The sequence below is a fragment of the Paenibacillus sp. UNC499MF genome, assembly GCF_900107975.1.
Lineage (GTDB): Bacteria > Bacillota > Bacilli > Paenibacillales > NBRC-103111 > Paenibacillus_F.
Window position 1 is genome coordinate 239,365 of record NZ_FNVF01000002.1, and the last position, 18,479, is coordinate 257,843.

The 18,479-nt window shown below is 58.5% G+C and carries 14 protein-coding genes; 13 read left to right on the forward strand and 1 reads right to left on the reverse strand.

Annotated elements, in window-relative coordinates; translation table 11 throughout:
• Window position 1: 1 nt before the first annotated feature.
• From C4S74_RS06185 to C4S74_RS06240, 12 genes are all read left to right on the forward strand, one after another.
• Entirely contained in the window at window positions 2-1,774 is a 1,773-nt protein-coding gene (locus tag C4S74_RS06185) for an ABC transporter ATP-binding protein (RefSeq protein ID WP_103994481.1), read from the forward strand.
• A complete protein-coding gene (locus C4S74_RS06190) occupies window positions 1,771-3,540 on the forward strand; it encodes an ABC transporter ATP-binding protein (RefSeq protein ID WP_103994482.1) in 1,770 nt (589 codons plus the stop codon). Before C4S74_RS06185 ends, C4S74_RS06190 begins: the two co-directional genes overlap by 4 nt.
• Before the next feature lie 112 nt (window positions 3,541-3,652).
• On the forward strand, window positions 3,653-4,654 hold the full coding sequence (locus C4S74_RS06195) for a bifunctional heptose 7-phosphate kinase/heptose 1-phosphate adenyltransferase (protein ID WP_103994813.1): 1,002 nt from the start codon (window positions 3,653-3,655) through the stop codon (window positions 4,652-4,654).
• Between the two features lie 12 nt (window positions 4,655-4,666).
• Window positions 4,667-6,160, forward strand: coding sequence for a glycosyltransferase family 9 protein (locus C4S74_RS06200; RefSeq protein ID WP_103994483.1), 1,494 nt, complete (start codon window positions 4,667-4,669; stop codon window positions 6,158-6,160).
• Entirely contained in the window at window positions 6,157-6,597 is a 441-nt protein-coding gene (locus C4S74_RS06205) for a hypothetical protein (RefSeq protein WP_103994484.1), read from the forward strand. Before C4S74_RS06200 ends, C4S74_RS06205 begins: the two co-directional genes overlap by 4 nt.
• A 3-nt stretch (window positions 6,598-6,600) precedes the next feature.
• Complete coding sequence (locus C4S74_RS06210; RefSeq protein ID WP_258042408.1) at window positions 6,601-7,098, forward strand: adenylyltransferase/cytidyltransferase family protein; 498 nt, start codon at window positions 6,601-6,603, stop codon at window positions 7,096-7,098.
• Window positions 7,095-8,807 (forward strand): carbamoyltransferase C-terminal domain-containing protein, encoded by a 1,713-nt coding sequence (locus C4S74_RS06215; protein WP_103994485.1) that lies wholly within the window; start codon window positions 7,095-7,097, stop codon window positions 8,805-8,807. Before C4S74_RS06210 ends, C4S74_RS06215 begins: the two co-directional genes overlap by 4 nt.
• Window positions 8,758-9,444, forward strand: coding sequence for an SIS domain-containing protein (locus C4S74_RS06220; RefSeq protein WP_103994486.1), 687 nt, complete (start codon window positions 8,758-8,760; stop codon window positions 9,442-9,444). Before C4S74_RS06215 ends, C4S74_RS06220 begins: the two co-directional genes overlap by 50 nt.
• Window position 9,445: 1 nt before the next feature.
• Window positions 9,446-11,377 (forward strand): carbamoyltransferase C-terminal domain-containing protein, encoded by a 1,932-nt coding sequence (locus C4S74_RS06225; protein ID WP_103994487.1) that lies wholly within the window; start codon window positions 9,446-9,448, stop codon window positions 11,375-11,377.
• Window positions 11,378-11,401: 24 nt separating this feature from the next.
• On the forward strand, window positions 11,402-13,114 hold the full coding sequence (locus C4S74_RS06230) for a carbamoyltransferase C-terminal domain-containing protein (RefSeq protein WP_103994488.1): 1,713 nt from the start codon (window positions 11,402-11,404) through the stop codon (window positions 13,112-13,114).
• Window positions 13,111-14,214, forward strand: a complete 1,104-nt coding sequence (locus C4S74_RS06235) for a hypothetical protein (RefSeq protein WP_103994489.1) — start codon at window positions 13,111-13,113, stop codon at window positions 14,212-14,214. Before C4S74_RS06230 ends, C4S74_RS06235 begins: the two co-directional genes overlap by 4 nt.
• Window positions 14,211-15,146: an NAD(P)-dependent oxidoreductase gene (locus C4S74_RS06240; RefSeq protein WP_103994490.1), complete on the forward strand. Its 936-nt coding sequence runs from the start codon at window positions 14,211-14,213 to the stop codon at window positions 15,144-15,146. The genes C4S74_RS06235 and C4S74_RS06240 overlap by 4 nt, the downstream gene beginning before the upstream one ends.
• 362 nt (window positions 15,147-15,508) lie before the next feature.
• On the opposite strand, the gene C4S74_RS06250 is transcribed toward C4S74_RS06240, so the two are convergent.
• Window positions 15,509-16,315, reverse strand: coding sequence for a phytanoyl-CoA dioxygenase family protein (locus C4S74_RS06250; RefSeq protein ID WP_181024327.1), 807 nt, complete (start codon window positions 16,313-16,315; stop codon window positions 15,509-15,511).
• 177 nt (window positions 16,316-16,492) lie between these two features.
• Here C4S74_RS06250 and C4S74_RS06255 point away from each other — a divergent pair, with 177 nt between their 5' ends.
• Window positions 16,493-18,469 (forward strand): carbamoyltransferase C-terminal domain-containing protein, encoded by a 1,977-nt coding sequence (locus C4S74_RS06255; RefSeq protein WP_258042409.1) that lies wholly within the window; start codon window positions 16,493-16,495, stop codon window positions 18,467-18,469.
• Window positions 18,470-18,479: the final 10 nt, after the last annotated feature.

Consider the following 18,479-nt stretch of genomic DNA (forward strand, 5'->3'; position numbering starts at 1 on the left):
AGTGGCCTTTTTATCGTTACCCAAGGTTCCGGTGCTCCGTTATTACAGGCTGCTCAGAACTTATCTGGCTGCGCTGCGCTGGCCCGTTCTGGCCCTCTGCGCACTGGTGGCCCTCAATATCGGCCTGCAGCTGGCTAATCCTCAAGTGCTGCGCGTACTTATCGATACGGGACATTCTTCTTCCGCCGCGGGCGCGGCGGGACTGGCCGCACTGTTTGCCGGGCTGGCTTTGCTCCAGCTGTTTGCCACGGTCGGTGCCGACTATGCGGGGGAGCGGATCGGCTGGACGGCGGCGAACCGGCTCAGGGGAGATCTGCTGGAGCACTGTTTGAGGCAGGACGGTTCATTTTTTCAGAAGCATCCGGCAGGCGAGCTGATCGAGCGCATAGACGGCGACGTGAGAGGGGTGTCCGGTTTTTTCGCTATGCTGACGGTGTCCTTGTGCGGCAATATCGGTCTAATCGTCGGCGTGCTGGTTGTCCTTTATTATGAAAACGGCTGGATGGGAGCCGTTATGACGTTATTTGTCGCGGCGGCTCTGTTTACGTTCGGCCGGATACGGGAATGGACGCTTCCGTTCTGGGTGCGGATGGGGGAAGCTGGGGCGGACTTCTACGCCTTCCTCGGAGACCAGCTGGCCCATACCGAAGATACGCGTTCCAGCGGAGCCGAAGCCTATGCCATGCACAAATTCCGTCAGATACTTCGGCAGTGGTTCCCGAGGCATATGCGGGCCGGGTTTGGTTTTTCCCTGATGTGGGCGGCTTCCACCGTGATTCTGGGGCTGGGAACGGTACTTGTTCTCGCGCTGGGCACTTATTTATGGACCGGCGGCCTGATTACCGCGGGGGCTCTGTACATGATGCTGTTTTATATGGGCCTTCTTGCGGGACCGCTGGATGGGATCAGGGACCTGATCGCAAGTTTACAGCGGGCCGAGGCCCATCTGGAAAGGATCGGCGGACTGCTGGCCGAGGCGCCGGTTATCCGGGACCCTGCGCCGGAGGAGGAAGCGCAGCTGGGGGAAGGCCCGCTCTCCGTGGACTTCCGGGGAGTGAATTTTAATTACGGCGGCGAATCCGGCAGCGTCCTTTCGGACCTCACGTTCAGTCTGCAAGCGGGCAAGTCGCTCGGCATCGTCGGCAGGACGGGCAGCGGCAAAACCTCCGTGATCCGCCTGCTCCTGAGGCTGTATGATCCCGCAGAGGGCGCCGTTCTGCTCGGAGGAACGGATATACGCCGCGTGCGGCTGGCGCAGCTTCGCGAGCGCGTCGGCCTTGTAACGCAGGAGGTGCGGATTTTAAGCGGAAGCGTCCGGGATAACGTTACGTTCTTCGCCCCGGATATTCCGGACGAACGGATTGTGGAAGTCTTGGATGGGCTGGGGCTCGGGGAATGGTATCGTACGCTGCCTGCGGGACTCGATACGGTGTTAGGGGCGCAGGGAGAAGGATTATCCGCAGGCGAAGCCCAACTGCTCGCGCTTGCCCGTATCTTTTTGCGGAATCCTTCTCTGGTCGTTCTGGATGAGGCTTCTTCCAGGCTGGACCCTTCTACCGAGGAAAAAGTGCAGCAGGCCACAAACCGGCTCCTTCAAGGCAGAACGGCCATCGTTATTGCGCATCGGCTGAACACGCTGCGCGGGGTAGACCGCATTCTCGTGATGGACGGGGGAAAAATCGCGGAGCAGGGGAGCCGCCAAGCTTTGGCGGACCGGCCGAGTTCCCGCTATTCCCGGCTATTAAGACAAGCATCCGGAAAGGAGACTATATGAACACGAGGCAATTTTTATGGAGGATGGCCGCTTACCATCCCGGATTGTTTTGGAAAGGCATTCTGCAATGGCTTCCCTTTAACCTTGCTCCGGTTGCCGTGGGCCTCCTGATGAAAATGTTTTTCGATCAGCTCACGGGTCATTCGGGCTTATCCGGCGTCACCTGGTTCGTCGTAGCCCTGCTCGCCGTCAATGCGGCCGCGACGCTGGGATCGATCCGGTTCGCGTCCCGCACCGAAACCGCTCTTAATTTCCGCGTCAAAGGACTGATCCGCCAAAATCTGCTGAATCACATACTCAGCCAGCCTGGAGCGAGAGCCATACCCGGGTCGCCCGGCGAGGCCGTCAGCCAGTTCCGGGACGATGTGGATCAACTGGCCGATACGATACGGAACGTGAACCTTCTTATGGTCAAAACGGTTTCCTTCCTTGCGGCGCTTGCCGTTTTATTCGCGGTAAACGTCACGGTAACGGCGGGCGTCATTCTTCCGCTGGTCGTCGTATTAGCTCTTGTGCAGATCAGTATCATCCGGATGAACGTCCGGCTCCGGCCGAAGGGCAGCGGTCGGCGGGAGTTGTCCGGCTTTATGAGCGAGGTGTTCCAGGCGGTGCTGGCGGTTAAAGTGGCGGGAGCCGAGGACAACGTAGTGGAAGAGTTCTCCCGTCTTTCCAATGACCGGCGGAAGCAGGTCTCCCGCGAAAGAGTCATGAGCCAGCTTATGTACGCGCTGCTGCCGAATCTGGTCCAGATCGGATCCGGCATTCTTTTGCTGGCCGGAGCGCGCCTGCTCGGACCGGGAGAGTTTACCGTCGGAGATTACGCCCTGTTCGTTCATCTGCTGCTGCATATGAGCAAGTTTATTGAGTACAGCGGAACCAGCATCACGCAGATCAAACAGGTAAAAGGGTATTTAAGGCGCCTGACCTGGCTGCTTCAGGGGTCGTCACTGGACAGGATGATCGACCTCAAACCCCTGGATCTGGCGGAAACTTCACCGGCCGCCGCACCGCCGGCCGTTTCGGAATCCAGGCAGTTCAAACAGCTTCAGACGAAATCTCTGACCTATTATTATCCCGGCACCTCCAAAGGAATCAAGCGGATCGATCTTCAGATCTCCCGCGGCTCTTTTGTCGTCGTCGTCGGACGAATCGGCTCGGGAAAAACGACCCTGCTCAGAACGATCCTGGGTCTGCTGCCGGCGGCGGCCGGAGAGATCCGCTGGAATAACCGGCGGATTGCGAATCCGGGCGAATTCTTTATTCCTCCGCGTATCGCTTATACGCCTCAAGTGCCCAAGCTGTACAACGAAACGCTGAAGGAGAATATTTTGCTCGGCCTGCCTGAGGAGGGCTTGGAACAGGCCATTTATGACGCCGTGCTGGAAGAAGACGTACGCCTGCTGGAAAAAGGTCTGGATACGGCGGTCGGTGTCCGGGGCGTGAAGCTGTCGAACGGTCAGATCCAGCGCGCCGCCGCCGCCCGGATGTTTGTCCGCCGCAGCGAGGTTCTTGTCGTCGACGACATGTCGAGCGCCCTGGATGCCGAGACGGAGAGCAGACTATGGGAGCGTCTGAACAGCCGCACAGAAGCGACCTGCCTTGTCGTTTCTCACAGGAGTGCGGCTCTCAGGCGGGCGGACCATATCATCGTTATGAAGGACGGGGCGATTGAGGCCCAGGGTACCTTCGGGGAACTGATCCTCGCTTCGGAGGAATTCAGAGCATTGTTGAATGAAACCGGCACTTTACCGGACAATCGTCCTTAAAAAGCCGAGTGCTCCGCCTCCGCACTTCTTACACTGGACGTATGGAAGGACCGGTGGTTTCGGCCTTTCGGCTGCGAAAGCGGGTTTTCCCAACGGAAGAGAAGGTGATGAATTGGAACCGAGCACCCAAAAAAAGCTGCTGGACTGCCTGAAGCGCAAGCCGCCGGGGACCACGATTGTTCTCGGCGATATCCTGCTCGATGAATACACGGCTTGCACCACAGATTATTCCGCCAATGAACGCTGTACCGTCCTGCGTAAAGGACCCGGCCTATATTTTCCGGGAAATGCCCTGAACGTCGCCTTGAACATCGCCGCATTGGGCGGGAAAGCGGCTGTTCTCGGCGCGCTGGGCACGGACGCGGAAGCGGACAGGCTGCGCAGCCTGTCGGGGGACCGGATTGATACCGGCGGTCTGATCGCCGAGCATGGTAGACGAACGACGCTGAAAACCCGGCTGACGGACGGAAACGGGCTGCGGCTGCGCGTGGACAGGGAGGATAACACGCCGTTGTCCGCCCCGGCTGCGGAGCTTCTGCTGAAACGTGCGGACAGCTTGCCCGCCGCCGGCTGCGCCGTCCTGTCCGACCTGGGCAAAGGCGTGCTGCCGGATTCCCTGATCGCCGGTTATATCCGCCTGGCGGCGGATAAAGGCGTCCCGGTTCTCGTCGATCCGGCGGGGGAGAACATCGGGCGCTACGCGCACGCTTCCGTGCTGTTCCCGAACCTTGCCGAGTTCAACAAGCTGACCTCGTGCAGTTATGACAATCCGGCCGAGGCGGCGCGTTACGCCCAAGGAAAGCTGGGCGACTGGGAGATCGGCGCCCTCGTCCTGAAAGCGGCGGAGGCGGGCAGCTTTCTGATTACCCCCGGAGAAATCCGCCATGTTCCCGCCTATTGCAAGGAACCGGTGTGCGAGGTAGGAGCCGGAGACTCATTCCTGGCGGCCTTTGCGGTTGGAATCGCCTATGGCCTGCCCTTGGCGGACAGTTTTGTGCTGAGCAGCGCATCCGCTGCCGTCTCTGTTTCCAAACCGTACACGTCGACAGTGAGCACCCGGGAATTGACCGCATTTATCGGACAAAAGAACCAAAGGGGCGGAAGATGCCCGTAAGGAGGCGGAGGTATGGCGGACGAAGTTTTTCTGCAGCAGGTGAAAAATAGAAGGAGCTCCCTCCGGGCGTCCCGCGCCAAAATTCTCGTCTGGACAGACGCCGAACGGGAGGAAGACGTCCTAACGCTCCTGGCGGAGAAAACGAACGATTTGGCGGTTATCCGTCTGTGTATGCCGGATCTACCCTTGTTCCGGTCGGGAGGATTTACGGTCCTGTCCGTCAATGACCGGAACGGGCTGGAGGCTCTTGCCCGGTTTTTGCAAGGGGAGCGCAGCGGCGCAGAGAACGGGACCGATACCGGCGCAAATCTTTCCGGTGAGGCGGACGACGGCCGGATTGTAACGGCTTTTGTTTTTCATGAACTTAAGCCGGAAAGCGCGGGCGGAACCGGAGCGAAGAATGGAGCGGAGGCCGGAGCGGAAGCGGATTACGCCCGGCTGACCGGGGACATTCCCAAGCGGTATGAGCCTGCGGAGCTGTACGTCTACAAGGACCGGGTCTGCTTCCCGTACTATTTCCGGGCGGACGAACCGGCCGAAAAGCTGGACATGAGCGGCGGATTTACCGGCAAGCCCAAACCGAAGGCCGTAATAGCCGACTGGTTTCTCGGATACGGGGACGGCGTTATTCTGCTTCCGCTGCTGAGGAAGTTCATAGACAGGGAAGCCCGTCTCGGGCACGAGGTCCATCTCATAGCCAAGGAAAAGCTGGCTTCGTTCTTCGGGGCGCTGCTGCAAGGCTGCCGCGTTTACCGGAGTCCGGAAAGCCCGGCTGTTTACGAGGCGGTACTGCGCTCCTCTCTGTACAGGAAAGCCGTTCTTCTGCCGGTTTCCGTTTCTTCGCCGCCTTTGCGGCACATAAGCGGGCTCTTCGGTGCGGCGCTCGGCTTTGACCGGCCCTACGAGCTTCCGGAGCCGGTTCCCGCCTTCTACCCGCCTCTTCCGGCGAAACAGGCTGAAGAGCTGGCGGAGCTGCGGGCGGCGGGCTGCAAAATTGCGGGCATCCAGTTCCACACCGGGGATGCGAAGCGCTCCTGGCCCCGGGCCAGAGCCGAGCGGTTTATCGGCCTGTGCCGGGAACGGGGACTCGCGCTGGTCAATTTGACGCCGCTTCCTTATCCGGCGGAAGGGTGCAGCGACTGGAGCGGGCTGCCGGTGGAGCGGTTGTTTGCCGCAATCGGGGAACTCGACGCGGTAGTCGGTATCGACAGTGTCTGCGGGCACATCGCGGGCTTTCTCGGCGTGCCTCATATTACGCTGTGGGGGAGAAGCTTTCCCCATCTGCAGTTTCCTTTCACGCCCGACGAGTCCCACGTCAGTTTCCGGACGCTGAGAGCCAACTACAGCCTCGTTCCCCGGAGCGCGGATATCGCGGATATCCCGGCGGAGCTGGCTTTCGCCAGGCTCACGGATATTTTGGAAGGAAGACTACCGCTCGGCAGGGAGCTTCATACGGCGGAGGAGACGCTGGAAGGACAAGGGATAGAGTGGGTGAACGGGCGATGAGCAAAATCGTGTATATGTGGGACCGGACGAGAGGCGGGACGGATCTTGAAGGTTTGCGTTCGGAGCTGGCCCGGACGATCGAGGCCTACGGCTATTCCGTTTCGACAGCTTCCGGCGACGAAGGGTCCGCTGATTTTCTGCTGCTGACCGAACGGGAGACCGAGGCGGGGAACACGGAAAATAAATCCGTCCTGATCGTTACCGACGATGAAGACGTTTTGTCCGATACGGTTTGTTACCGGAGCGCGGAGGAAATATGGGAGACGCCTTTCGACGTCGGGGGGATCGTGCTGCTCGGAGAGCTTCGCCGGTTTTCCTGCCGGTTTACGGGCTTTTCCTATTCTCCGATGTGCCTGGTTCATGTCCCGTCCCGCTCTTCGTCCTGTCATCGGCTCGTTTCGTATTGGATACATAAATCCGGCAGAAAGGTCCGATGAACGATGAAGAACAAGATGGCGGATTTAACTGAATTGAAAGCGGAGCTTGCACGGGCACGGAGCGATAAAAACGGAGAGAAGACTAAGACCATCGTCATGGCCGGAGGCTGCTTCGATATTTTTCATATCGGGCATCTGGATTATTTGCAGACCGCCCGCGGCATGGGGGATATTCTCGTCGTAGCCGTCAATTCGGACGCTTCCGTCCGCAGAATCAAAAGCCGTCCGCCGGTTTTCGGAGCGGGGCAGAGGGCAGGCATCGTAGCCGCTCTTGAGGTCGTGGACTATGTGTTTATTTTCGGAGAGGACGACTGCTGCGAAGCGATAAGAGCCATCCGTCCCGATTATTTTGTCAAAGGCTGGGATTACAAGGACAAAACGTTTCCCGAAATGGCGGCCGCCCGAGAAATCGGTTGTGAAATCAAGATTGCCGGCGAGGATAAGAAAGCTTCCTCCTCCCGGCTGCGCTCTATTTTGCGGAACGAGAGGGGGTTTTTATGAACATATTGGGCTTGGGCGGCTCTATTCACGATTATTCGGCTTGTCTGGTCCGCGATGGCGAAGTCCGCTGCATGATGGAAGAAGAACGGCTTGCGCGGGTAAAGCATTGTCTGGGTCTCGGGGGAAAAGTGTTCCGGTGCAGAGCCGCCGATTACTGTCTGCAGGCGGAGGGGATGGATGCCGGATCGCTCGATCTGATTGTAGGGAACGATCTGATCGACCCCGTTTACTATATGAAGTATGCGGATAGCATTCAATTGATCAATCATCATCTGGCCCATGCGGCAAGCGGATTTTATCCGTCTCCGTACGAAAGCGCGGCCGTGCTGGTAGCGGACGGAAGAGGCAGTTTCACGGGGGTTCCGGCTGAGCGGGAGACTGTCAGCTATTATTTCGGAAACGGCTCGTGCCTTAGCGAGATTAAAAAAATATCGGGGACGGACACGCTCGATTTCCATGGAGCCCATGATTCCGAAACCGATTTGACGGATGCGGACATGTCCAACTCGATCGGAGGTTTTTATGAACGGGTCACGACGGAGATCGGTTTCGGACTGCTGCAGGAAGGCAAAACGATGGGGCTGTCCCCCTACGGCACAGCACGGCATACCGGTTATTTCGGAAGTTTCTATTCCATGGATGACGAGGGTAATTTCCGCCAGACGCTGGATCAGGTAAAAGAGCTCCGGTCTTATATCCGCGCGGTTCTGGAAGCGGCGGAAGGCCCGGAGAAGTTTCAGGCCAAGGCGGATTTGGCTTATGCGGTCCAGCATCATATGGAACATATCCTGGTGAAAGCCTGCCGGTATTTGTACAACGTAACGGGCAGCCGGAATCTTTGTCTGGCCGGCGGGGTGTTTCTCAACAGCGTGGCCAACTACGAAATATTGCGGCAGACACCGTTCGAGCGTATTTTCGTCCAGCCGGCGGCAGGGGATGCGGGTACCGCTATCGGGAGCGCGCTGTACGGCTGCCACGTACTCGGCGGCCGGCCGCGCACGGCAGTAAACATTCCTTTCTCGCCTTATCAGGGCAGAAACTACGGGCCGGACGAGTGCGCGGAAGCGGCGGATGCATTCGCGGACCGCATCGAACGGGTGGAAGCCGCCGACGTTTTCGTGAAGACCGCCGAGCTCCTTGCGGAAGGCTGTATTGTCGGCTGGTTTCAGGGCCGCTCGGAAATCGGTCCGAGAGCGCTCGGCAACCGCAGCATTTTGGCGGATCCCCGGCAGGCGGCCATGAAGGATACGATCAATGCCCGAATCAAGCACCGGGAGCATTTCCGCCCGTTCGCCCCGGCCGTTCTGGAAGAGAGACAGGCCGATTTTTTTGACCTCGGCTGCCCTTCCTATTATATGCTGCTGGTTCCGCCTTTCCTGCCGGGCAAAGGGGAGGAGACGGCAGCGGTGTGTCATCAAGACCGGACCGGCCGGGTTCAAACCGTTTCGCGCAGGCTGAATCCCCGCTTCCATGAACTGCTTCTCCGTTTTGAGCATGTGACCGGCACACCCGTGCTGTTAAACACTTCGTTCAACGACAACGGAGAGCCGATCGTCGAGACGCCGCACGACGCCATCTCCTGCTTCCTGCGGATTGATCTGGATTATCTGGTCCTGGAAGGGGCGATTTACCAAAAGCGCAAGGAAGGAGGTGCCGTCCGTGAAAAAAGGGGTCAAACACCATCTGGACAAAATGGTTCGGAAGCATAGCCGTCTTGAAGGCAGCCGGCCCGCGCTGGAGCAGGCATTTGCCGTGATGGAGGGCTGCTTCCGGCGCGGAGGCAAGCTGCTCGTATGCGGGAACGGCGGCAGCGCCTCGGATGCCGAGCACATTGTCGGCGAGCTGATGAAGGGCTTCCGTCTGGAGCGTCCGCCAGAATCCGCGGCCCTGAGGCGGCTGAAAGGGCGGCTGCCGGATACGGCGGGCTTTCCGGGCGGGCCGGTGCCGGCCTGCCTGGACCGGCTTCAGCTCGGGCTGCCCGCCATCTCGCTTGTCAGCCAGACCGCTCTCGTCACGGCCGTCCTGAACGATTTGGCGGCGGATGCCGTGTTCGCCCAGCAGGTTCTGGGCTACGGGAAGCCGGGCGATGTGCTCCTAGGCATCAGCACTTCCGGAGGGGCGGCCAACGTAGCGCGGGCCATGGAAGTCGCCCGGACGCTGGGACTGGCGACCGTTGCGCTGACGGGAGCGGGCGAGGGACGGATCCGCGCCTGGAGCGATGTGGTGCTCGCCTCTCCGTCTTCCGCGACGGATGAAGTCCAGGAGGACCACGTGAAGATGTATCATACCCTCTGCCTCATGCTGGAAGAGGAGTTTTTCGGACCGCAATCGGAAACGGAGGGATAGCATGCGGGACGGCTATTATTTATCCGCTTATTTGCATATCGATCCCCTGGATCATTTGCTGGGAACGATTATCCGTCATGACCAGAACGCGGCTTTGTTTCAGAAGAGCGGCAGGACGGTGAAGCTCATCCGTCTGTGGGAACTGGAGCGGGTGACGGGGATTAAGGAGCACTATGTTTCCTTCTATAGTGCGGACCAGGCGCGGCGCGTACTGGACGAGCTTCTGCGGCCGCTCGGCTTGTCCCTCGGGGACATGGTGGAAATATGGGGAACTCCCGGGCTGCAGACGACGGATGATTATCACAGCATTCGGGAGTATCAAAATCTTTCTTATCACAGTATTTCCCATCTGTTTTCTGCGGTTATGGCGGATTCGGATTTGTTTTATAACAAGCGCATTCTCGGTTTTGCCGTTGACGGCGGTCCCGATGGGGTTGTGGATACGAGGGAACGGGGAGAAAAATATTACTTTACCGGCGGCTATATGAACGAAGGCCGGGTTAACCTGTTTGCGGCGGAGTCGCCGGGGATGCTCTGGGGCTGGGCCAAGTTTTATTTCCGGATGCGGGAAGGCACGCTCATGGCGCTCGCTTCGGCAAGCACGAGCGAGATTTACGGGGAGATGCCGGCCGGTTTTCCCGTGCTGGACGGACGGCACGACATGTGGGAATCGACACGCATCCGCGATCTCGTCAACCGTGTTGAGCAGTTGACCGATGAGGACGCCGGGCGGCTGTTCAACGGATTCGATCCCCGTTTCTCCCGGCGGGAGAACAAGATCAGTATGATTATGAAAATCGTCCAGCGGGTTTCGATGGAAGTTATGGACGCCAATATCGACCGCAGCCTTCAGACGTACGCCATCGATCCGTCGGAAACTTACCTGGCGCTGGCGGGCGGCTTTGCGCTGAACTGTCCGACGAACAGTCATCTGATGAATAAATATGGGTTTGCCGGGTTTATCGCGCCTCCCTGTGTCGGAGATTCGGGGCTTTCGCTCGGAATGGGACTCTATGCCTTCCACAAAAAGCTCCGGGGAGAAGCGTTCGATTTTAAACTCGCTCACGCTTATTTCGGGGAGCCCGACTTTTCCCTCCCGGATATCCTGAAGAGTGAAGCTTATGCCCCGTTTATCGAGCGGGCCGAACCGATGACCGAACGACAGGCGGCGCGGGATATTCGGCAGGGCCTCGTCCTGTGGTTCGACGGCGAGTCGGAGATCGGGCCCCGTGCGCTCGGACACCGCTCTCTACTGGGCGATCCGCGGACGGAAGAATCCAAGCGAATGGTGAACGAGGTCAAGCAGCGGGAGTGGTGGAGACCGGTAGCGCCGATCATTCTGGAGGAGGAGACGGCGGAATGGTTCGAGACGGACTACCCGTCGCGTTTTATGCTTCATACGTTCAAGGCGAGGCCGGACAAGGCTTCCCGGATTCCGGGCGTGCTGCATCTGGACGGCAGCGCCCGTGTGCAGAGCATCGGGCGTCTGGAGAATCCCCGGCTGTACGGGGTCATCGGCGAGTTCCGAAAGCAGACCGGCGTTCCCGTCATTTGCAACACGTCGCTGAACGACCGGGGCGAGCCGATCGTCAACACGATTCACGAGGCGCTCAATTTCGCCCTCCGCAAGGGCATACCGGTGGCCTATATCAACGGGATGCGCATCGTGCTGCGGAATCATGGCGGCTATGACCATGAAAACCCTTATCCCCGCCGGATCCTGATGAACGGTCTGAGCGACCGGGAAGAGCAGGCGGCGTGGAGGGAGCTGAACCCGTGGAATATTCCCCGGGACGTGCTTTACCATTACCGGGATCCCAACGAGCAGGAGCCGGCGGGCAGTTACGACATCCGCAGCAGGGAAGATGCCGACAGGCTGTGCAAAGAGGTCCGGCTTGTGCAGCGGCACAAGAAATTATTCCGTACGATCTAAACTGGCGCAAAGGCGTGAAAAGCGATGCTCATACTGGGATTGGGAGGCTCCATCCATGATTTTTCCGCGTGTCTGCTGCATAACGGGAAATTCGTGTGCGCGATCGAGGAAGAGAGGCTGTCCCGCTCCAAGCAGGCCTTCGTCGATGCCTCGACCTTCCGCTGCAAAGCGGCCCGGTACTGTCTGGATTATGCGGGCGTGACCGAAAAAGAAGTGGATCTCATCATCGGCGCGGACAATATCGAAAGCCGGTATTACGCCCGGTATGCGCCGGAAATCCGGCTGATGAATCATCATCTCGCTCATGCGGCGAGTGCGTTTTATCCGTCGACCTGCACCGAGGCGGCGATACTTGTGGCCGACGGCCGGGGCAGTTACCTGGACCGGGAGAACAAAATTGTGGAGACCGTAACTTTCTATGCGGCCGAAGGCACGGAAATCCGGGAAATCCGGAAGATGACGGGACGGGAGAGCGGCGACTTCCGCGACGTATCCAACTCCGCAGGTTTGTTTTACCTGGCCGTGACGGAAGAGATCGGTTTCGGACCGATGTACGATGAGAAGACGCTGGCCGTCTCCGCTTATGGCACCGCCCGGCTGGTGGACGCGTTCCAAGCCTTCTACTCGCTGGACGACGAGGGCGGTTTCAGCCAGACTCTCGGGCAGATGAGCGAGCTTCGGAATCTGATCCGTGCGGAGCTCGGCCGTGCGGAAACCGGCAGCGCGCTGTTCCGGGCGAAGGCGGATGCGGCTTATGCCGTGCAGGTTCATTTGGAGCGGATACTCATCCATGCCTGCCGGTATTTGCATAAGAAGACGGGCTCGGACAACCTGTGCCTGGCCGGCAGCGTCTTTCTGAATTATGCGGCCGTAAACAGGCTGCTGCGGGAAACCCCCTTCAAGCGGCTGTATGTGCCGCCTGCTGCGGGCGATGCCGGAGCGGCTGCGGGCAGCGCGCTGTACGGGCATTATGTGCTGGGCGGGCACCGGAGAGAAGCGTCTCTCCCGGCCTCGCCCTATCTGGGAAAGCCGTATCCGGCGGAAGCCATGGAAGAAGCCGTTCGCAAGGCCGGGGATTTCCTGGAGGAAATAAAGGCGGAGGATATCAACGGACAGGCGGCCCGGCTGCTTTCCGAAGGAAGTCTGGTCGCCGTTTTCCGGGGAGGCGCGGAGTTCGGGCCGAAGGCGCTGGGAAACAGGAGCATCCTTGCGGATCCCTGTTTTTCGGGAAACATCATGCGGCTGAACCGGGCGAAAAAGCGGGAAGCTTTCCGTCCCTTCGGTTACATTTTGCTGGAAAGGGACGCGAGTGAGGCGAACCCCCCGCAGGGAGAAGGCCGGTTACAAGCACATGCGTCCGTATCCGGGTTGCTTTGCCAGCCGGAGAATAACCGGACAGACTTGGCAAGTCCTGCAAGTCCTGCAAGTCCTGCAAGTCCTGCAAGTTCAGCAAGTTCAGCAAACCTGGCAAACTCCGCAAACCTGCCGGCGGGGACAGTGCAGCTGCATGCCGTCTCTCCCGGATTAAATGCGGAAATGGCCGCTCTTCTCGAAAACTACAAGCGCGTAACCGGCTGCTCCCTGCTCCTTAACACCTCGTTCAATCTCGATGGAGAGCCGATGGTGGAGACTCCGGCGGAAGCCGTCCGCTGCTTCCTGCAAGCGGAGCTGGACATCCTCCTGATGGGGGACAAGCTGTACAAGCGGAAAAAAACGAAACAGGAGGTAAAGGCGTGAAGCATTTGGACGACAAGCTGCTGCAAGAGTTCCGCCGTTTTTACGAAAGCATTCCCGTTAAGAAAGGCGTCTATTATTTGTTCTTCACGACGGGGCTTCTACACTGGGCGGCCAAGTCGCTCGAGTTCGTTCCGGCCCCGGTTCCGGTCGTTTTAATCGGGGCTGGGCTGACCGAAGAAGAGCGGAATTGGGTCCGGCAGGAGCTCCGCCGCCCTTTTTTTCATTTCGGGGAGAAAGTGGACGAAGGGATCGTCTGGCATTACCTGACGGCCGTAAACAGGGAGAACTTCGGATGGCTGGATATCGACTGTTTCGTTTTGAACGACGAGCTGTTCGGTGAAATGGCCCGGGTACCGCGCTCGGCTTCCATGAACTGCGTGTGGTCTTACGAGTACGGGAAAAGAACGGTTCCTCCGGCGCGTTTTGATTTTCGCGTCCTTCGGACGTTCTTTCTGTTCGTTAACCGGGATGTCATGCGCGAACTGGACGACGGTAATCTACCGTGGTCGCCTCGTCCGTTTCTTGTTGATGCGGTACGGGCCTCATCTTCTTTTAAAAGATACGATACGTTCGATGTGCTTGAAGAAGCACATAAACGTACGCTGGCCGGTATCCTTCCGAAAAACGGCGACGGAGTGCCGGTATTTCCGGCCCAGACGATTAAGAAAGACGGATTCGTCAGCCGGCATCTGGATACCCTGGTCCTGTACCAGCTTCTGGCACATTCCATGGGCTACTCGATTCATAGCGTAAGGAATCTGGATGAAGACGAAACGGCTTTGACGGACGAAATCGTGCATATCGGTTCCGTTTCTTATTACCGTTCTTTTGCGGATCCGGGTTATGAGGTGGTCAACGGGGAAGAACGGGCCAGGTACAATGAAATTTATGAAAGAGTTCTGCTGCTCGACCATACGATAGTCAGTCAATTCGAGCGGCGCCTGCCCAAATCTTACTCCGTATACCGCCGGATGCTGGAACGCGATATCAAGCGGTTGGGCATACCTTCCGGACAAGTGAAGGAAGAAGCCTTGCAAAAGCTCACCGCCCAGGGAATGAGCCGAAGAGCGGCCGAACGCATTTGCGGGAGCTGCCCATGAGACAAGCCGTACGCAAAGTCCTTGTCACCGGAGCGGGCGGGTATATCGGTTCCAGCCTTGTGCCCGAGCTGGCCAAGCGGGGCTATGAAGTGCGGGCTTTGGACAAGTATGCCCGGGGCCAGGACAGGCATTTTATTCATTCCGGCGTAACCCGGATTTTTGCGGACACGAGAACATGGAGCGGCGAAGGACTTGAAGGCATAGACGCGGTAGTCGATTTGGCCGCCGTCTCCCATGACATCCGGGGGGAAATTACGCCGCACGAAACGCTGGACATCAACCAGTTTGCGCGCTACCGCACCGCGAAGAAGTCGAGGGAAGCGGGAGCCGTGCGGTACATTTTCATGTCCACCTGCGGCGTATACGGATTCCGGGACGATCCGGGCGGAGCGGATGAGACGGCGGTCCCGAACCCGCTGACGACTTACGCCAGAGCGGCCTGCCGATCGGAGCGGGATATTCTTCTTCTCGGCGGGGAAGAGTTTGCCGTCAGCGTGGCGCGTCCGGCAATCCTTTACGGATACTCCCCGGCAATGAGATTCGATCTCGCCGTTAACGCGATGGTCAAGGCGGCGTGGGAGACCGGAACGGTCACTCTCCGGGGCGGGGGCGGGCAGTGGAGGCCGTTCGTCCATGTGAAGGATGCCGTGGAGGCCGTCTGCCGTCTGCTGGAAGCCCCGGCGGAGAAGGTATCCGGCCAGATATTTAACATCGGTTCCGCCGGGCAGAACATCCGGATAGGGGATCTGGCCGAGCTTGTTGCCGCCGTTCTGCCTATTCCCGTCGAGATCAGACGGGAGGGACCTGCCGATTCGAGATCCTACCGGATCAATGCGGATAAAATCAGCGGGATGCTGGGATGGAAAACATCCTATTCGCTGGAAGAAGGGATTGAAGAGCTGTACGGAAAACTAGTCCGGGGAACCGTCTGAAAAGGGGATTCGCCTCCGTTACGGGACTTTTCCCGACGCGGCAGCCCCGAAAGGGAAGTGCCGTAACATCGGAACCGGCACGTCGAAACCGAAACACCGAAGCCAGAACAAAAAACCACAACCAAGAAACAAAACCAAGAAACAAAACCAAGAAACAAAACCAAGAAACAAAACCAAGAAACAAAACCAAGAAACAAAACCAAGAAACCAGAACTAATAAACCCGAACAAAAAAGCCGCCACAAACAGCCGAAACAAAAAAAGCTTCCAAGCCCGTATCGCGCAGCGGGCGGGGAAGCTTTTTTAGATGCCGATCCGGGTAAGGCGGCCGATGAAAGATCCCGGCAGACTGTGGAATCGCCTTCAGCGGTCTTTTTTATACACGAGCGGGTTGAAAGGGGTATCCGCCTTCTCGCCCGGCTTTTGTCCCCCGAAGTATTGGTTAAGATGCCCGGTAGGATCGGTTCCGAAAGGGTTGACGATAGAAGCTCCGTCCTCGTAATACATCATCGTCATAGCTTCACGGGTATGCTGCGTTTCGTTGGGCGGTGCATTATGGAGCGTCCAGCCCGCATGAAAGGTCACGTCTCCCAGCCCGATTCCGCCGTAAGTCATTTCCTCCAGCCCGAGTCTGTACGCCGTTTTCAGGTTCTGCTTGGCGGTTTTTCCCCGATTATCGAGCGTATGCGACCGCGAAATAAAGTGAAGCGAACCCATGGAAGCGGTAACCTCCCGGAGAGGAATCCAGGCTGTAACGGAAAGATCCGTGTCGAGCAGCATGTAGTTGTTATCCTGGTGCATGGGCGTTGCGGCCGCTCCGGGCTGTTTGAAGAAGGCGGAATCCCGGTAAATCCGGACGCCTTCCACGCCCATCAGCTCGGCGGCGATCTTCGCAAGCCTGCGTGAAGCGGTGAATCGCCCGACGTCCGGATGGCGGAGACGTAAATTGACCGTGCCGGAATCGTCGGGACCGGATGAGGGGATCGTATTGGTCATGTAATCGCGTATGGCTTCCAGAATACGGGGCCGGTAAGCCGCGATTTCCCCAATGGTGAGAACCTGCTTCAAATAGATATGTCCGTTGTCTCTGAAATAACGGATCTGCTCCGGTGTCAGCGTGTAGCCGGACGATAAGTCCGGCAGGATCTTGCTTGCGGATTCGGATTCCAACTGAATACCTCCTTGTGGGCGTTTGGTTTTTCACTATTATAAAATCCGGTCTGTTCCGGGCCTCAGGTTTTCTTGTCCGGTTGACGCCGTACAAACAAAACGGAAAAGATTGTCCGATTATCGAGCAAGAAGTTCAGATTGTCCGTTCCACGGCGTTGTTAGAATGGAAATAAGTTCATGTGGCGAGGTGAAAGCATGCAGGACGGTTACTATCTTTCTACCTATTTTCATATCGGTCCCCTGAATTATTTGACAGGAACCTGTATCCGGCACGACCCCAATATGGCCTTGTTCCGCAAGGAGGGGTGCGATATCCGGCTGATCCGTTATTGGGAGCTGGAGAGATTTACGGGGCAGAAGCAGCACAGGCAGTCTTTCTACAGCCGTGAGCATGCCGCACGCGTCGTCAACGAATTGCTCGGCGCGCTCGGCCTGTCCTTGGAAGACATGGCGGAAGTATGGGGAACGCCCGGTCTGGCTACGTGTTCGGACTACCATTCCCTGGACGATTACCCGCACTTGTCCTATCACAGCATCTCCCATCTGTTCTCGGCCGTAATGGCGGACAGCGGGCTGTTCTACGAAGGGAACATACTCGGGCTGGCCGTCGACGGCATCCCGGATGACGTGGTGGACAGGGAGGCGGGGAGCAAGCCGTTTTTTGCCGGCTGTCTGGTGCGCAGGGGAAAGCCGGAGCTGTTTCCGGTCCAGTCTCCCGGCCCGCTGTGGGATTGGTCCAGCACGTATTACAACTTGAGAGAAGGCACGCTGATGGCCTTGGCCTATGCTTCCGAAAGCGCCGTAAAGCCGGTTCCTCTGGAGCTTCCGCCGGCTTACGACCGGAATTTCAACATCTGGGAGCACGATTATTTACGGCCTCTCATCGAAGCTGCGGACAAACTTTGCGAGAGGGACGCGCAGGAGGCTACGGCTTTTACGGGGTTCGATCCCCGCTTCACGGAAAGGGAGAACAAGATTTCCGCCGTGATGAAGCAGGTGCAGGCGGCGTCGATCGCCATGATGGAGCGGAATGTGGAAAGCATTCTCGACTCATACGGCGTCAAGCCGGAAGAGACCTACCTCGCTCTGGCCGGAGGGTATGCGCTCAATTGCCCGACGAACAGCCACCTCATGCGCAAGTACGGCTTTAAAGGTTTGATCGCGCCGCCCTGCGTGAACGATTCGGGCCTGTCGCTTGGAATGGGCCTTTATGCGTTTTACCGCAAAATGTCCCCGGCGCATATCCGCTTCGAGCTCGGTCACGCCTACCACGGCGCAGCTAGTTCCACGCTGGAGGAAGTCCTGCGGTCCGGAACCTTCACGGGCTGCATCGGCGAAGTGGCCCCTCTGGAAGAAGGCCGGGCGGCAGAGGACCTGTGCCATGCGCCGGTCCTCTGGTTCGACGGACCGGCGGAGATAGGGCCCCGGGCGCTCGGCGCCCGTTCGCTTCTCGGAGATCCGAGGACGCCGGCAGCGAAGGATGCGCTGAATGCCGTCAAGCAGCGGGAATGGTGGCGTCCGGTCGCGCCCGTTATCCTTGCCGGGGACGCGGGGGAGTGGTTCGAGGATGGAGGGCCGTCTCCCTACATGCTTCACACTTTCCGCGTAAAGGCGGAGAAGCGGGAGCTGATCCCCGCCGTCATTCATCTCGACGGCACGGCAAGGGTACAGACGGTGGAAGACGCGCCCCCTACCCGGAATCTGTACAGGCTGCTCCGGGCTTTCAAGGAAGCGACCGGCGTTCCCGTCCTTTGCAATACGTCGCTGAACGGCAAAGGAGAGCCGATCATCCAGGATATCGGGGAAGCGCTGCATTTCGCTCTGGTGAAAGGCATCGAAGTGGCGTATATCAACGGCTGGCGCGTTCGCTTGGTCAACCATGGCAGCTATCGGGCCCGGGCGGGAACCACCGCTTTTCCGAGGCAAATCGATTTCAGCCCGATGAATCCCGAAGAGAGAGAGGCTGCGATGCTTCGGCACAATCCTCACCGGATTCCGGAGGAAATCCTGAAATTTTATATGGAGCGGATCGAAAGAGGCGGGATTTCCCGGTATGACATCACCGATCCGCAGCAGGCCCGCCGGCTCATCCGGGAGGTTCAGCTGCACCGGGCGAGGCGGGGAGAAAAAGGCGTTCTGGGCCCTGAAGTCTAGCATTCTATTC